Genomic DNA, 16,394 nt, shown 5'->3' with positions numbered 1-16,394 from the left:
TTTTTATGCAAAATCCAAAAGATGATGTGCTTTATGCCCCAGTTGAATGGGTAGATCACAGTATGGGCTATACCGATATTCTTTATCATAAATCCACCGATGGCATTGCCAAAATCACCATCAATCGCCCAGAAGTACGTAATGCGTTTCGTCCGCAAACCGTCAAAGAAATGATTAATGCCTTTTCTGATGCACGTTTTGATGAAAAAATTGGCGTGATTGTATTGACTGGTCAAGGCGAAAAAGCGTTTTGTTCTGGTGGCGACCAAAAAGTACGTGGTGACTACGGCGGTTATAAAGACGAGAGTGGCGTACATCATTTAAATGTGTTGGATTTTCAACGAGATATTCGCACTTGCCCGAAACCTGTGGTTGCCATGGTGGCAGGGTACGCTATCGGTGGTGGTCATGTGTTACACATGCTTTGTGACATCACTATTTCCGCAGACAATGCCATTTACGGTCAAACAGGTCCGAAAGTAGGTTCTTTTGACGGTGGTTGGGGAGCAAGTTATATGGCTCGTTTAGTAGGTCAGAAAAAAGCTCGTGAAATTTGGTTCTTATGCCGTCAATACAATGCTCAAGAAGCGTTGGATATGGGCTTAGTAAATACCGTAGTGCCTTACGCCGATTTAGAAAAAGAAACCGTACGTTGGTGCCGTGAAATGTTGCGTAACAGCCCGATAGCGTTACGTTGCTTAAAAGCTGCCTTGAATGCGGATTGCGATGGTCAAGCTGGCTTACAAGAACTAGCAGGCAATGCCACCATGTTGTTCTATATGACCGAAGAAGGTCAAGAAGGACGCAATGCGTTTAATGAAAAACGAGCCCCTGATTTTAGTAAGTTTAAACGCAATCCTTAATCAGATTGTTAAAAGGTAGGGGCGGATCGATGTATCCGCCCGAAATACGGAGTGTTGTTTATGGATCAAAAAATTATTCGGTTAAAACAACGGTTTGAACATTATAAAAACGCCTTAGCTCGTTTATCTGAAGCAATAGAAAAATGCGATGAAGTTATTCAAAAAATTGATGGTGTGATTGAAAATATCGTTCAAGAAAGCATTATTCAACGCTTTGAATTTACTCACGAATTGGCGTGGAAATTGATGAAAGATATTTTGCAATATGAGGGAGATTTTGAGGGTGGTTCAAGAACGGCAACTCGTGAAGCCTTTAATTTAGGTTATATTTCTCAGGGCGAAGTTTGGATGGATATGGTTGAAACCCGAAATCTCACGGTACATACCTATAATATTTCGCTGTTAAATCAAGAGTTTGAAAAAATCACTACGCAATATTTCCCTTTGCTACTTCAATTTGAACAACGAGTTGAAAAACTATGCCAAACTTTGGATTAAGCGATAAATCAATTAAACAGATTCATGACATTTTGCGAAAATATCCTGAGATCGAACAGGCGATTATTTACGGTTCTCGAGCGATAGGAAATTATCGTGAAGGATCTGATATTGATTTAACTTTGAAAGGCGAAAAGGTAACGCAAGACACCCGTGGTAAAGTGTGGCTAGATTTAGATGATTCCTATTCCCCTTATTTATTTGACATTTCCGTCTATCATTTATTAACCAATCCTGATTTTATCGCTCAAATCGACCAATTCGGACGGGTTTTTTATCAAAGAGAAAACAATGAGAACTTATAATTTATACCGTTACAGCATTCCTGTTGATAGCCAACTCATTCTCCGCAATCGTTTTTTAAAAAAACGGGAAGGCTTATTAGTGCAAGTGAAATGTGGTGAAAATGAAGGTTGGGGAGAAATTGCCCCTTTGCCTGAATTTAGCCAAGAAACCCTAGAGCAGGCACAGAGTCAAGCGATTGACTGGTTGAAAAAATGGGATCAAGCACGTTCTTGTGATGAGAAATTACCGTTAAATGATGATGAACTTTATCCGTCAGTGGCGTTTGGTTTGAGTGTTGCCTTGGCGGAATTGAAAGGCAAATTGGGTGAGCAAGGTAATTATCAAGTGGCACCGTTATGTTATGGTGATCCTGATGAACTTTATGAGCCGTTAAATCAAATGCAAGGTGAAAAAGTTGCTAAAATTAAAGTGGGTATGTACGAAGCTAATCGAGATGGATTAATTGCAGATATGTTGTTGGAAGCCATTCCCGATTTATATTTGCGTCTTGATGCTAATCGCAGTTGGACACTAACCAAAGCCGCAATGTTTGCAAAGTATGTCAAACCTGAACATAGAAATCGTATTCAATTTTTAGAAGAACCCTGTAAAACCCGTGATGAAAGCCGTCAGTTTGCACGGGAAACGGGTATTGCTATTGCGTGGGACGAATCAGTGCGTGAGCCTAATTTTGTGGTGCAAGCTGAACTAAATTTAGCAGCTATTGTGATTAAGCCAACCTTGGTGGGAAGTTTGCAAAAATGTGTCAAATTGATTGAGCAAGCCTATGCTTGTGGTTTAAAAGCGGTGATTAGTTCGTCTATTGAAAGTAGTTTTGGCTTAACCCAGTTAGCTCGTATTGCTCAACAATATACGCCGAATGTTACACCTGGGTTAGATACCTTAGACTTAATGGCATATCAAATTGTTCGTCAATGGCAGGGTTCGACATTGCCTGTTATTGATTTAGATTCACAATTTATTGTCAAAGTGGCGATCTAAAAGGTTAGACCACATTTTATTAAGCTGAGTTTTTATAAAAAAACATTATAATGCGAACGTTACAAAAAAGGATAAGATTATGTTGCAATCTGCACGTATTTTGCTGTTAAATGGTCCAAATTTAAATATGTTGGGAGCGAGAGAGCCAAAGCATTATGGTTCGCTTTCGCTAGTACAAATTGAACAAGATTTACAACAACATGCTGAAAAGTGCGGGGTAAATTTAACCTGTTTTCAGGTAAATAGCGAAGAAAAATTGATTGATAAAATTCATCAGAGTTTTCAGCAAGTGGATTTTATTATAATTAATCCAGCGGCTTATACGCATACTAGTGTAGCATTACGTGATGCCCTGTTGGCAGTGGCGATTCCTTTCGTGGAAGTGCATTTGTCTAATATTCACAAACGTGAGCCATTTCGTCATCATTCTTATTTTAGTGATGTGGCTGAGGGCGTGATTTGTGGCTTAGGGGCAAAAGGTTATGAATATGCGTTAGACTTTGCGGTACAGTTTTTGGCAAAAAAGCAGAAAATCGTTGAAATTTCGCAAAATTTGCATAAAATCGCATAAAACAGTCGCCAAAAGCAATTTTTTCGGGTAATCTTGCTTCCGCAAAAGACACAAACTTTTCACTGTACTTTTAGCTCGCAAAAACGATGCTAAAGTGCGGTCTATTTTACATTATTTTTTAGGAAATCTACATTATGGCAATGGATATTCGTAAAATCAAAAAATTGATCGAATTAGTAGAAGAATCAGGCATTATGGAATTAGAAATTTCTGAGGGGGAAGAATCTGTTCGTATTAGCCGTGGTACGCCAGCACCTACAGCGGTGCAATATCATCTTCCAACACAAGCACCAGCTCCTGCGGCGGTTGCTTCAGTGGCGACACCGACACCAGTCGTTGCATCTGCTGCTCCAGCTGTTGAAGAAGTGTCAGGTCATGTAGTGCGTTCACCGATGGTGGGAACGTTCTATCGTAGCCCTAGCCCAGATGCGAAAGCATTCGTTGAAGTAGGGCAGTCTGTGAAAGTTGGTGATGCACTTTGCATTGTTGAAGCAATGAAAATGATGAACCGTATTGAAGCGGATAAAGCGGGTGTGGTGAAAGCTGTTTTAATTAATGACGGTGATGCGGTTGAATTTGATGAACCGTTAATCGTTATTGAATAGTATTTTCTAAAATAATTGGGCGATAGCCCATTATTTTTATCTTATCAATTTTAAATTGGAATAATCTTATGTTAGAAAAAGTGGTTATTGCCAACCGTGGTGAAATTGCCTTACGTATTTTACGTGCTTGTAAAGAACTTGGCATTAAAACCGTTGCGGTACATTCCACCGCCGACCGTGATTTAAAACACGTTTTATTAGCGGATGAAACAGTTTGTATTGGACCAGCTCCATCAACCAAAAGCTATTTAAATGTGCCAGCTATTATCGCGGCAGCTGAAGTGACGGGGGCAGATGCAATTCACCCTGGTTATGGTTTTTTGTCTGAAAATGCAGATTTTGCCGAACAGGTAGAATGTTCTGGCTTTATCTTTATTGGACCGACCGCCAATGTCATTCGTTTAATGGGGGATAAAGTATCTGCCATTAACGCCATGAAAAAAGCAGGCGTACCTTGTGTACCAGGTTCTGATGGTCCATTAGGCTCGGATATGGCAAAAAATAAAGAAATTGCCAAACGTATTGGTTTTCCAGTGATCATTAAAGCCTCTGGTGGCGGTGGTGGTCGTGGTATGCGAGTGGTGCGTAATGTGGAAAGCCTAGAAGAAAGTATTGCCATGACCAAAGCAGAAGCGAAAGCAGCTTTCAACAATGATATGGTGTATATGGAAAAATATCTTGAAAATCCACGCCACGTGGAAATTCAAGTTTTGGCTGATACACATGGTAATGCGGTATATTTAGCCGAACGTGATTGTTCCATGCAGCGTCGTCACCAAAAGGTAGTAGAAGAAGCTCCAGCTCCAGGGATTAGCGAAGAAGTTCGCCGTGATATTGGTTCACGTTGTGCTAATGCTTGTGTGGAAATTGGTTATCGTGGCGCGGGTACTTTTGAGTTCTTGTACGAAAATGGTGAGTTCTATTTTATTGAAATGAATACTCGTATTCAGGTAGAACACCCAGTGACGGAAATGATCACGGGCGTGGACTTGGTGAAAGAGCAGTTACGCATTGCATCAGGTTTACCGCTTTCAATTAAACAAGAAGATATTAAAGTCAAAGGTCACGCTATTGAATGTCGTATTAATGCGGAAGATCCAAAAACGTTTTTACCATCACCAGGTAAAGTGGTGCATTTACATTCCCCAGGTGGATTGGGTGTACGTTGGGATTCTCATGTTTATGGCGGTTACACTGTACCACCGCATTACGATTCCATGATTGCAAAATTAATTGTATATGCAGATACCCGTGAAGAAGCGATTCGCCGTATGCAAAATGCCTTATCAGAAACTATCATTGATGGAATTAAAACCAATATTCCATTACATCATCTAATTTTAGATGATGCAAATTTCCAACAAGGTGGCACAAATATCCATTATTTGGAGAAAAAATTAGGTATTGCATAGTGCAAAATAGCGTAATTAAGTGGATCATCATGATCCACTTTTTTTGTGAGGAACGAAAATGACATTACAACAACGTTACAAGCAAGCTGCCAAAGAAGCTCGTTGGGCATTAGGGTTAACCATTGCTTATATGATCGGCTGGTGTGTATGTGCTTATTTACCCGATAATAGTGCTGGACCTTTAGGTTTTCCGCTTTGGTTTGAACTCTCTTGTATTTATTTACCTATCTTGTTTATTGTGGTCGCCTATTGGTTAATTAAAATTGTTTACCAAGATATTGAATTAGAAATCTCAACGGAAAAAGACCGCACTTCAGCCCCTTCTTCTCACAAGGACATTTAACCATGAATTTAGGTATTATTTTTCCACTTATTATTTATTTAGTCTTTGTTTTTGGGGCAGCATTGTACGCCTATATTAAACGGCAAAAAGGCGATTTTCTGACGGAATATTATGTAGGTAATCGTTCAATGACTGGCTTTGTATTAGCAATGACCATAGCCTCTACTTATGCTAGTGCTAGTTCCTTTGTCGGCGGACCAGGGGCTGCCTATAAATATGGTTTAGGCTGGGTTTTACTTGCCATGATTCAAGTGCCAGCGGTCTGGTTAGCATTAGGAGCATTAGGCAAAAAATTTGCTTTGTTATCTCGAGAAAGTAACGCTTTAACCATTAATGATTTATTGCTTTATCGTTATAAAAATAAATGGTTAGTTTGGATTGCTGGCATTGCTTTATTAATTGCTTTCTTCGCCGCCATGATGACGCAATTTATCGGCGGAGCAAGATTATTATCTACTACGATCGGGATTTCTTATACCAGTGCATTATTAATTTTTGCCGTAACAGTAGGCATTTACACCTTTATCGGTGGTTTCCGTGCGGTGGTGTTGACCGATACTATTCAAGGTACGGTAATGATTTTAGGCACATTAATTTTGCTTGGCGGGGTGATTTATGCCGCTGGCGGAACAGAAAGTGCGGTGCAAAAATTGACAGAAATTGATCCGCACTTAGTTAGTCCTTATGGACCGAACAATATGCTCGGTTTTCAATTTATGGCATCCTTTTGGGTACTGGTTTGTTTTGGTGTTGTTGGTTTACCTCATACCGCAGTGCGTTGTATGGCATTTAAAGATAGCAAAGCATTACATCGTGGCATGTTAATTGGTACCATTATTCTCAGCGTGATTATGCTTGGTATGCACTTAGCAGGAGCCTTAGGACGAGCGGTGCTTCCTGATTTAACCGTTCCCGATCAGGTAATTCCAACATTGATGTTACAAGTGTTACCACCGATTGTAGCAGGAATTTTCTTAGCTGCCCCTATGTCAGCAATTATGTCCACTATTGATGCTCAATTAATTCAATCTTCGGCTATTTTCGTCAAAGATCTGTATTTATCAGCAAATCCTGAAATGGCAACCAACCAGAAAAAAATCAGTTGGTTTTCTTCCATCATTACGCTAACTATTACTGTCCTATTAGTATTAGCCGCCTTAAATCCACCTGATATGATTATTTGGCTCAACCTGTTCGCCTTTGGTGGATTAGAAGCCGCTTTCTTATGGGTGATTATATTGGGGATTTATTGGGATAAAGCGAATGCTACAGGAGCGATTAGCTCAATGGTAGTAGGTTTGGTGTGCTATATTTTTCTCACCCAGATGAAAGGAGTGGATTTAACCACCTTGCCTAATGCGGTGCAGTATATGGTTAAAAGTATAAAATTATTTAGCCAATTCCACGAAATAGTGCCATCTTTGGTTTGGGGATTGGTGGCATTCTTATTGGCAAATAAGTTGGGTGAGAAACCAAAAAAACCTAACACTCACGTACTAGGTTAAGCATAGTCACGCTACTCCGTAGCTGTGTACATCAAGATGCGGAGCATCGTTACCATGTCTAGCCCTGTACGCAAGTGCAGGGCTTAATCATCTTCCAAACTGTCCCTAAACACCAAATATTCCTCTAACAACTCAATAGCACTCAAACAGCGTTCACGGCGTTGTTTAGTGATGTTGATTTGTTGCTCAAGGTGGTTCTTTTGTTCATCGTTGGCGAAATTGAGTTGAGTTTCCTGAGCGTATAGTTTGTCATTTAAGGCTTGTAAGGCTTCATAATATTTAACTAATTTTTCTCGTGGTGGAAGTAACTCAATTTGCTGACGTAATTGATCTCGTTTATTTAAAAGGGGCTTAGAATTCACCGCACTTTTTGGGGTTTGTAATATTTTAATGGCATCTTGTAATGCGGTATATTGAGCTAATAGCTTTTCCGTGAAAAACGTTATTTGAGCAGTATCTTGTTCGGTGAATTGCTTAATTTGCTCGAAACATTGTTGCATTTCATGTAGATAAAAATCAATTTTCTGAAAATTTTCGCTAAACAGCATAGGATCAAATTTGCTGTAAAGCGATTTATCTTTGAGGTGCACGTAATTTTGTTCTAGCTCAGAGAGATATTGACCTAATTGCTTTAAAAGTGCGGTGTGATTTTTCATAATTTTTTAAAGCCCCCTAAAGAATGTTTAGGGGGAAATGTTGGTTAGAGAATCATGGCGGCAATCCAGCCAAAAATGAGCAGTGGGATATTGTAGTGTAAGAATGTTGGCACTACGCTGTCCCAAATATGATCATGTTTACCATCTACATTCAAGCCTGATGTGGGTCCTAAAGTAGAATCAGAAGCAGGTGAACCAGCATCACCTAAGGCTGCCGCAACGCCGACAATAGACACTGTCGCCAGTGGTGAAAAACCAACAGCGATACAAAGTGGTACATAAATTGAGGTGATAATCGGCACGGTTGAGAAAGAAGAACCGATTCCCATAGTAATAAATAAGCCAACCAATAACATTAAAAATGCAGTTAAACCTTTATTATTTTGCCCTAGCCCTTGGCTAAATACTTCAACTAATTGTGTAACGCCACCTGTTTCATTAATGACATTGGCAAAACCAGAGGCAGCAATCATCACAAAACCGATCATTGCCATTAAGCGTAAACCCTGTTGAAAGATGTCGTTGCTTTCTTTTAAACGGAAAATGCCGAATACCGCAAAGATAATTAAGCCAGCCAAACCGCCGATAATGGTGGAACTGGTGAATAATTGTAGGGAGAAAGTAACCACGATAGCGGCAAGACTCACCCATACATGAAAAGGTTTGATGTTAGCAATATGCTGTTCAATTTCTGCTGTGGTGGGTTCTGCGGTAGTAACCACGTATTCTCTCGGTTTGCGATAGCTCACAAAAATAGCAAATAATAAGCCTAAAATCATGCCAGTCACTGGAATTGCCATTGCCATAGAAACTTCAGCGACACTGGTGTGAATGCCTAAGTTAGCCCCGACTTCATTGATATTTTTGACCAAAATACTTTCAATAAAAATTTTACCAAAGCCTACAGGTAATAGCATATAGGTCGCAGTTAAACCGAAAGTGAGTACACAAGCTACTGCACGGCGGTCAAGTTTCAAACGATTAAAAATACTTAATAATGGCGGTACCACAATCGGGATAAAGGCAATATGTACGGGGAGTAAGTTTTGTGATGAAATGGAAAATGCCACTAACACAGCAAGAATGAAATATTTAAATCCTGCCACAGAGCTGCCACTAGGGGTTTTGCCAAGGCGTTTAATCACTTTATAAGCGAGTAAATCAGTAATGCCTGATCTTGAAATCGCCACAGCGAATGCACCTAAAATGGCATAGTTCATTGCCACTTCGGCACCACCACCTAAACCACTGGTAAATACTTCAATCGTTTTTGAAAGTCCTAAACTGCCTGTTAAGCCTGCGGTAAGGGCAGAAATAACGAGGGCAATCACAACGTTAATGCGTAATAAACTCAAGATGAGTAATACGATAATTGATAGAATAACGGGATTGGTAAGCATATTTTATCCTTAGATTTTGTAATGAATTTATAAATTTACTGAAAAAAATGAATTTGTCTAGTTTTTCTCAAAGAATTACTAGAGAAATAACAAAAATTTTATGCGAAATAGAGAAAGTGCGGTGAAAAATTAGCTATTTTCTATTTCTTGTTTTGATTCTGCATTTATTAGGTGTGGGAAACCACCAAGCTGTTTCAGATGATTAACCATATAACAAAATAGTTCTGCCGTGCGTTCCGTATCATACAGGGCAGAATGTGCTTGTTTATAATCAAAAGCAATATTTGCGGCTTGGCAGGCTTTCACTAAGACGGTTTGACCAAACATTAAACCGCTTAAACTGGCGGTATCAAAAGCACTAAAAGGGTGGAATGGATTACGTTTCACCCCTGTACGATCGGCGGCAGCCATAACAAAACCTTGGTCAAAGGTAGCGTTATGTGCCACGATAATTGAACGTTGGCAATTTGCTTCTTTTTGTCCTCGGCGAACCATTTGAAACAAACCAGTTATCGCATCTAATTCTGAAATTGCCATGGCTTGACGTACGGGATTAGTTAAATCAATGCCATTTATTTTCATTGAATCTGGGTTGATTAATGCACCATCGAAAGGTTTAATATGGCAATGATATGTCTGATCAAGCTCAAGTAAACCTTGTTCGTTCATTTTTAAGGTAATCGCAGCTAATTCTAATAACGCATCGGTTTGACAATTTAACCCCGCCGTTTCCACATCAATAATGACAGGATAATAACCACGAAAGCGATTTTTGAGCAAATTATAATCTATTGTTTGATGTTGTTCAGTCATAAAATAAAAGGGTGCGTTAGTTAAATGTAACGCACCAAAAATAAGTTAAAATTACACCGCACTTTAGTTGCCTAAAGCGGCTTTAGCGTTTTTATTTTCGATAAATTCGATTTTGTAACCATCAGGATCTTCTACAAATGCGATCACGGTTTTGCCACCTTTCACTGGACCAGCTTCACGTGTTACTTTACCGCCAGCGGCTTTTACTGCTTGGCAAGTCGCATAAATATCATCAACACCGATAGCGATATGACCATAAGCGGTACCCAATTCATATTGTTCTACGCCCCAGTTATAGGTGAGTTCCAGTACAGCAGATTCGTCTTCGTCTGCATAACCTAAAAAAGCAAGGGAATATTTATATTCGGGATTTTCACTGGTACGTAATAAACGCATACCTAACACATCTTGATAGAATTTAATTGAACGGTCTAAATTACCGACACGTAACATTGTGTGTAAAATTCGCATGATATTTTCTCCAATTTAAATCTTTATGGAGATTATGCCACAAATTTAGTGATAAATCAGATTTAAATCGGTATTATTGGCGAATCGGTTCTCGTTTAAGGAAGACAAAATGCGTATTTCATTATTTCAATTTAATTGGCAACAATACCTAAGATTGTTATTTCTTTTATTTGCGGTTGGTTTTGTTGCCAGCGGTTCTGTAACTTGGGTGGCAGCAAATTGGGATAGTTTCAATAAATTTGAGAAACTGTATGCCACACAGGCTTTACTTAGTTTGAGTTTTGTTCTGTTGACTTGGCGATTACGCAAGTCGGTTGGGTTCTCTCATTATGCCTTTGCTTTTTTATCGGCAGTGTTAATCGGTGCGTTATTGGCATTAATCGGGCAAATTTATCAAACTGGTGCGGATACATGGGAATTATTTGCGTGGTGGTGTTTGTTACAACTGCCATTATTATGTATTTTGCCGAATATCGCTAATGCCTTATTATTTATTGCCACGGCGAATATTGCCACATTCTTATTATTAGACGCTCACTTTTATTTTGTATTTGATGCACCTTATTATTTGATGGGATTAAATCTATGCTTTGTGCTAGTCAGTGAATTTTTTCACCGCACTTTTCACGATCAACAATGGCGTATTTTGCCCAAGATAAGTAATTTGTTATTTTTACTGAATGTATTTATGCAATACGGTCTGGAATATAATGCGTTGATTGTGTTGTTTATTTCTCTTGTTGGTTTGTTTCTTTATAAACAACGAAAAGAGGATATTTTTTGCTTAGCCCTTTATTTCTCCAGTACCATTCTTGCAGTCAATATGGCGTTATTAACCTATGGTAAAGATAGCGATGAATCCCTGATTCTGATGATGTTTGTCTTGACTATCAGTGCTTTTATCGGCGGAATGATATACCTGAAAAAAATATTTGCGGAAAAATACCCACGGCTTGAATTTAATTGGGTTATTCAATTAATGATGCTCTTTTTTGCTTGTTTGGTGGGTCTTTTATTGATTGGTGTACTCGTCTTTGTGTTTAATATACCAGAACAAAGTAGTTTATTATTCACCGCTATTTTGTTGTTATTTGCGTCCATTATTGCCAAAGCCAAACAAATAGCCCCTTTTATTATTCAGATGTTGCTTGCAATGGGCGGAATTGTATCTATGGTCTATTTCTTTGCTTCAGGTGATGACCAAGAAATCTATATGCTTTGTCTTATGTTGATTTATTGTGCCGTGATATTTTTTATAACAGAAGCTCATTGGGTGCGAATATTAGCCGTTTTGCTTGTGTTGACCACTATCTGTTGGCAACAACAAGATTTTATTTTGCAATATACAGGCATATTCTACAGTCTATTAATGTTATTGACGGCGGCACTTTTGCTTGGTTTGAGCCAATTAAAACAAGAAAAATGGCTTAATATTCTAAAACCAATCGCTTGGGCAGGCATTATTTCGGTGTTTGCTTTACCTTTCTTTGATGTTACTGATTGGCAATTAACACTCTTTGACACCGCATTAGAAAGTCTTTCACCCACCTTTTTCGCTCAAGTGACCCAAGATTTTTTTAGTCCTCCTTGGTCTTTGACTAAAATATTGTTTATGGCAGTATGCTGTTTGCCGTTGGTAATTTTCTTATATTTTAATAAAAGCCAAGAAACATCTTTAAAAAGCACCGCACTTATTACACTGGTGTTGCTTTTTATGGCAGTCAGCTTCATTTCAAACCCTGTGATTTTATTTATCTTTGGTTTATTATTGTTAGCTCATATTAATCATAGTTACTTATTGTTCAGTCTGACGATAATAATGATGTTAGATAATCTGGGGCAATATTATTACAACCTCAATTTGCCATTATTATATAAATCGTTTCTTCTTTTAGGGGTTGGTGTTATTTTCAGTTTAGTCAGTGTATGGCTTTGGTATGAAAATAAACCAAGACAAACTTCGCCAGCTCTTAGTGATACAAATACAGCACAAAGTGCGGTGAAAAATTCTCCTGTTTTTTCGCTTAAAATGGTGGTGAATTTAGTTATTTTAGTTACCATGTTAATTGGAGCAAATTATCTGATTCAACAAAATGAAGATGTGTTAAATAATGGCGAACCTATTATTTTACCGCTTGCACCAGTAGATCCAAGATCGCTCATGCAAGGTGATTATATGGCATTAAATTATCAACTATTGGAAGAAATTCCATCGTTAAATAGGTTACAAGAACAGAATGAGGCGAGTTTAGATCAGCAGAACGAACCATTGAAACTACATAAGCTCTATGTGTTATTAGAGATTAATGCTCAACATATTGCACATTTCTGTGCAGTGGAAACGGAAATCCCGACCGAGTTTAAACATTGTACCAAAGGGGTATATTTACCGATAAAAGTAACGAAATATGATGGCTATAAATTACCTACCCATAGTTATTTCTTTGCAGAAGGAAAGGATCAATATTATGCCCAAGCAAAATATGGCGAATATCGCTTTAAACAAGGTAAAGCCTTGTTGCTAAGATTATTAGATGAAGATCTTCATGCCCTGTAAAGTGGAAATTGCCCCCTAATAAGGGGGCGATTCAATATTGCTTAGTGGCGTTTTTCAACTAATGAAATTCAGCCATAAACTCTTGTGCTTTTTCTACCATGGCTTTTGAGCCGACAAATAATGGTACACGTTGATGGAGTTCGCTTGGTTGAATATCTAAAATACGTTGATAGCCATCACTTGCCAATCCGCCTGCTTGTTCGGCTAAAAATGCCATTGGATTACCTTCATAAAGCAAACGCAGTTTACCGTCAGGATAATTGGTGGCACTTGGGTAAATATAAATTCCCCCCTTGAGCATATTACGGTGGAAATCCGATACTAAAGAGCCAATATAGCGAGAAGTATAAGGACGTTGCGTAGTGGCATCTTCTTCTTGGCAATATTTAATATATTTTTTCACCCCCATTGGGAATTTCAAATATTGCCCCTCGTTAATGGAGTAAATTTTGCCATGATGTGGCATTTGGAAATTTTCGTGAGAAAGACAAAATTCGCCTAAGGTTGGATCGTAAGTAAAACCATTCACGCCATTGCCCGTGGTATAAACTAACATCGTAGAAGAACCATACACCACATAACCTGAAGCTACTTGTTGATTACCCGGTTGCATAAAATCTTCTAAGGTTACTGGGGTGCCTACTGGAGATACTCGGCGATAAATTGAGAAAATCGTCCCTACGGATACATTGACATCAATATTAGACGAACCATCAAGGGGATCGGTTAAAATAATATAACGTGCATTACGCCCCCGTTCTGTATCAAACGCAATAAAATTGTCTTCTTCTTCAGAAGCAAAGCCAGCCACATCTTCACGAGCCATTAAGGCACGTTTGAACGTATCATTGGCAATCACATCTAGTTTCATTTGGCTTTCACCTTGCACATTTTGATTGCCAGCATAGCCTAAAATATCATTGGTTAAACCTGCACGGTTAATATCGCGGTGAATTACTTTGGCAACTAAACGAATGGAAGAAAGGATACCAGATAATGCCCCTTTGGCATTCGGGTATTCAGCTTGTTTTTCGATAATAAAAGCATCTAGGGTTTTCATAGCTAATCTCTGTTTGACATTAAAAAATCATTAATTTTGCACCGCACTTTCTTGCTAGACGGCGTAAGAAACTTGGATTATCATAACAACTTTAGTTTTTCATCAATATGATGAATGTTTAATAATGTGATCTAACGCACAAATTTTTCAATAGTTTGTACAAATAATAAGAGTTAAGAATGACTACACAACATATTCATATTTTAGGTATCTGTGGCACTTTTATGGGCGGTGTCGCGATGATTGCCAAACAAATGGGCTATCATGTAACGGGTTCAGATACGCAGGTTTATCCCCCAATGTCCACCTTTTTGGAACAAAGCGGGATTGAAATTATCCCTCACTTTGAGATCTCTCAATTACAACCAGCACCTGACATGGTGATTGTGGGTAACGCCATGAAACGAGGTAACCCTTGTGTGGAATATGTGCTTGAAAATCAACTTCCGTTCACATCAGGTCCACAGTGGTTACATGATAATTTATTGCGTAATCGTTGGGTGTTCGCTGTGTCAGGCACCCATGGCAAAACCACCACCACAGGCATGCTCACTTGGATTTTGGAACAAAACGGTTTAAATCCGAGTTTCTTAATCGGCGGTATCGCAGGCAATTTCGGCGTTTCCGCTCGTTTTACCGACAGTCCGTATTTTGTGATTGAAGCAGATGAATATGATACCGCTTTCTTTGATAAGCGTTCTAAATTTGTCCATTACAATCCAAAAACCTTGATTATCAACAATATCGGCTTCGATCACGCCGATATTTTCGATGATCTGCACGCCATTCAACGCCAATTTCACCACGTGATCCGTACCATTCCGCAATCTGGCTTAGTGCTGTCGGTGGCAGATGAGCAAAGTGTGAAAGAAACCTTGGATATGGGTTGCTGGTCAGGTAAGCAATTTATCGGCAAAGATCAAGAATGGCACGCCGAACGTTTACGCCAAGATTGCACCCATTTTGCGGTGTATCATCACGGTGAAAAAGCCGCCGAAGTACAATGGAACATTGTCGGGCAACACAATATGCACAATGCCTTAATGGCAATTGCGGCGGCTCATCACGCAGGCATTTCGGTGCAAAAGGCAGCACAAGCCTTGAGTTCGTTTGTGAATGCAAAACGCCGTTTAGAAGTGAAAGGGACAGTGAATGGCGTAACGGTTTATGATGACTTTGCTCATCACCCAACAGAAATTCAAGCCACGTTGACCGCACTTCGAGATAAAGTAGGCGGCGGAGTACGTATTTTCGCTGTGCTAGAACCTCGTTCTAACACGATGAAAATGGGTCATCATAAAGATGAAATTGCACCAGCATTAGTACGAGCAGATAAGGTATTTTTATTGCAACCTGACAATATTCCATGGGAAGTCGCCGAAATTGCCGCCGATTGTGTGCAGCCTGTCAAATGGGCAGCGAATGTAGAGAAATTGGTAGATTTTGTCATAGCGGAAGCCCAACCAACAGATCATATTTTAGTGATGTCCAATGGCAGTTTTGGTGGGATTCATCAGAAGTTGTTGGATAAGTTGGCGAAGTAAAATCGCTAAATAAAAACAGCACAAAAAAGCACCGCAGTTTGAAAGCTGCGGTGCCTTTCTTTCGGACTTTTTGAACTTTTTAATCTGGCGAATAATACAACTTCCCAATTTCAATTCTCGCACGTCCTGTTTCTAACCTCCATTTATTGCTGTCACGCAATGAATAAACGCAGCCACAATATTCTTGTTGATAGAAACGTTCACGCTTGCTGATTTCAATCATACGAGCAGATCCACCGCCTTTTCGCCAGTTGTAGTCCCAATATTCCACATCGTCATAATGGCTGGCAGCACGGTGTCCGCAGTCATTGATTTGGTTCATGTCTTTCCAGCGAGAAATGCCTAAACAGCTGGTGAATACGGGGAAGCCGTTTTCGTGAGCGTATTGAGCGGCTTTTTCAAAACGCATATCAAAGCACATGGTGCAACGAATACCTCGCTCGGGTTCCCATTCCATCCCTTCGGCTTTTTTGAACCAGATTTTGCGGTCGTTTTCGTAATCATCGTCCACATCAATAAAGGGAATATTGTGTTTTTCTGCAAAGCGAATATTTTCCTCTTTGCGGATCATATATTCTTTTAATGGGTGAATATTGGGGTTATAAAAATAAATGGTGAATTCAATCCCCGAAGCTAAAATTGCTTCCATAACTTCGCCTGAACAAGGTGCACAACAAGAATGTAACAGTAATTTGTTGTGTCCGTTTGGCAAGTCTAATTTCGGGCGAACAAAAGGTGCATTGGGATCTTTGCGTTCTTTACATTTTCTTTGTTTAGGTTGATATTCAAATTGAGTGTTGTTAGTCATC

General features: G+C 39.2%; 17 protein-coding genes. 11 read left to right on the top strand and 6 right to left on the bottom strand.

Annotation, left to right across the window (positions count from 1 at the left end; translation table 11 throughout):
• Positions 1-5: 5 nt before the first annotated feature.
• From menB to panF, 9 genes are all read left to right on the top strand, one after another.
• Entirely contained in the window at positions 6-863 is an 858-nt protein-coding gene (gene menB / locus O1Q81_RS09275; protein WP_386697256.1) for a 1,4-dihydroxy-2-naphthoyl-CoA synthase, read from the top strand.
• A gap of 60 nt (positions 864-923) precedes the next feature.
• Complete coding sequence (locus tag O1Q81_RS09270; protein WP_386690976.1) at positions 924-1,361, top strand: nucleotidyltransferase substrate binding protein; 438 nt, start codon at positions 924-926, stop codon at positions 1,359-1,361.
• Entirely contained in the window at positions 1,343-1,666 is a 324-nt protein-coding gene (locus tag O1Q81_RS09265; protein ID WP_386687238.1) for a nucleotidyltransferase domain-containing protein, read from the top strand. Before O1Q81_RS09270 ends, O1Q81_RS09265 begins: the two co-directional genes overlap by 19 nt.
• Complete coding sequence (menC, locus tag O1Q81_RS09260; RefSeq protein WP_386697253.1) at positions 1,653-2,648, top strand: o-succinylbenzoate synthase; 996 nt, start codon at positions 1,653-1,655, stop codon at positions 2,646-2,648. Before O1Q81_RS09265 ends, menC begins: the two co-directional genes overlap by 14 nt.
• A 79-nt stretch (positions 2,649-2,727) precedes the next feature.
• The gene (aroQ, locus tag O1Q81_RS09255) at positions 2,728-3,219 is read left to right on the top strand and encodes a type II 3-dehydroquinate dehydratase (RefSeq protein WP_386697251.1); all 492 of its coding nucleotides are present in this window, start codon (positions 2,728-2,730) and stop codon (positions 3,217-3,219) included.
• A 140-nt stretch (positions 3,220-3,359) separates the two neighbouring features.
• Complete coding sequence (gene accB, locus O1Q81_RS09250) at positions 3,360-3,824, top strand: acetyl-CoA carboxylase biotin carboxyl carrier protein (protein ID WP_386690279.1); 465 nt, start codon at positions 3,360-3,362, stop codon at positions 3,822-3,824.
• Positions 3,825-3,892: 68 nt separating this feature from the next.
• A complete protein-coding gene (gene accC, locus O1Q81_RS09245) occupies positions 3,893-5,236 on the top strand; it encodes an acetyl-CoA carboxylase biotin carboxylase subunit (RefSeq protein WP_386697248.1) in 1,344 nt (447 codons plus the stop codon).
• A gap of 58 nt (positions 5,237-5,294) precedes the next feature.
• On the top strand, positions 5,295-5,579 hold the full coding sequence (locus tag O1Q81_RS09240; protein WP_386690964.1) for a YhdT family protein: 285 nt from the start codon (positions 5,295-5,297) through the stop codon (positions 5,577-5,579).
• A 2-nt stretch (positions 5,580-5,581) separates the two neighbouring features.
• A complete protein-coding gene (panF, locus tag O1Q81_RS09235; RefSeq protein WP_386697246.1) occupies positions 5,582-7,084 on the top strand; it encodes a sodium/pantothenate symporter in 1,503 nt (500 codons plus the stop codon).
• A gap of 83 nt (positions 7,085-7,167) precedes the next feature.
• Here the strand turns inward: panF and priC are convergent, their stop codons facing one another.
• The 4 genes from priC to gloA all read right to left on the bottom strand — a co-directional run bounded on the left by priC (position 7,168) and on the right by gloA (position 10,424).
• Entirely contained in the window at positions 7,168-7,740 is a 573-nt protein-coding gene (gene priC, locus O1Q81_RS09230) for a primosomal replication protein PriC (RefSeq protein ID WP_386697243.1), read from the bottom strand.
• 44 nt (positions 7,741-7,784) lie between these two features.
• Positions 7,785-9,140 (bottom strand): Na+/H+ antiporter family protein, encoded by a 1,356-nt coding sequence (locus O1Q81_RS09225; RefSeq protein WP_386687224.1) that lies wholly within the window; start codon positions 9,138-9,140, stop codon positions 7,785-7,787.
• A gap of 129 nt (positions 9,141-9,269) precedes the next feature.
• Entirely contained in the window at positions 9,270-9,953 is a 684-nt protein-coding gene (gene rnt, locus O1Q81_RS09220) for a ribonuclease T (RefSeq protein ID WP_386687222.1), read from the bottom strand.
• 63 nt (positions 9,954-10,016) lie between these two features.
• A complete protein-coding gene (gene gloA, locus O1Q81_RS09215; RefSeq protein WP_386687220.1) occupies positions 10,017-10,424 on the bottom strand; it encodes a lactoylglutathione lyase in 408 nt (135 codons plus the stop codon).
• 109 nt (positions 10,425-10,533) lie between these two features.
• Between gloA and O1Q81_RS09210 the strand changes: the two genes are divergently transcribed.
• Positions 10,534-12,981, top strand: a complete 2,448-nt coding sequence (locus O1Q81_RS09210) for a GDYXXLXY domain-containing protein (protein WP_386697241.1) — start codon at positions 10,534-10,536, stop codon at positions 12,979-12,981.
• A gap of 58 nt (positions 12,982-13,039) precedes the next feature.
• Here O1Q81_RS09210 and fbp read toward each other — a convergent pair whose 3' ends face one another.
• The gene (fbp, locus tag O1Q81_RS09205) at positions 13,040-14,041 is read right to left on the bottom strand and encodes a class 1 fructose-bisphosphatase (RefSeq protein ID WP_386687216.1); all 1,002 of its coding nucleotides are present in this window, start codon (positions 14,039-14,041) and stop codon (positions 13,040-13,042) included.
• A 179-nt stretch (positions 14,042-14,220) separates the two neighbouring features.
• Between fbp and mpl the strand changes: the two genes are divergently transcribed.
• Positions 14,221-15,585: a UDP-N-acetylmuramate:L-alanyl-gamma-D-glutamyl-meso-diaminopimelate ligase gene (gene mpl / locus O1Q81_RS09200; protein ID WP_386697238.1), complete on the top strand. Its 1,365-nt coding sequence runs from the start codon at positions 14,221-14,223 to the stop codon at positions 15,583-15,585.
• Positions 15,586-15,664: 79 nt separating this feature from the next.
• On the opposite strand, the gene O1Q81_RS09195 is transcribed toward mpl, so the two are convergent.
• A complete protein-coding gene (locus tag O1Q81_RS09195; RefSeq protein ID WP_386697235.1) occupies positions 15,665-16,393 on the bottom strand; it encodes an epoxyqueuosine reductase QueH in 729 nt (242 codons plus the stop codon).
• Between the last annotated feature and the right edge of the window lies 1 nt (position 16,394).

It is taken from the genome of Lonepinella sp. MS14436 (genome assembly GCF_042470565.1).
In the GTDB taxonomy this organism is placed as follows: domain Bacteria; phylum Pseudomonadota; class Gammaproteobacteria; order Enterobacterales; family Pasteurellaceae; genus Lonepinella.
The sequence above is the reverse complement of the archived record's forward strand: the minus strand, read 5'-3'. Positions and strand labels throughout refer to the sequence as shown.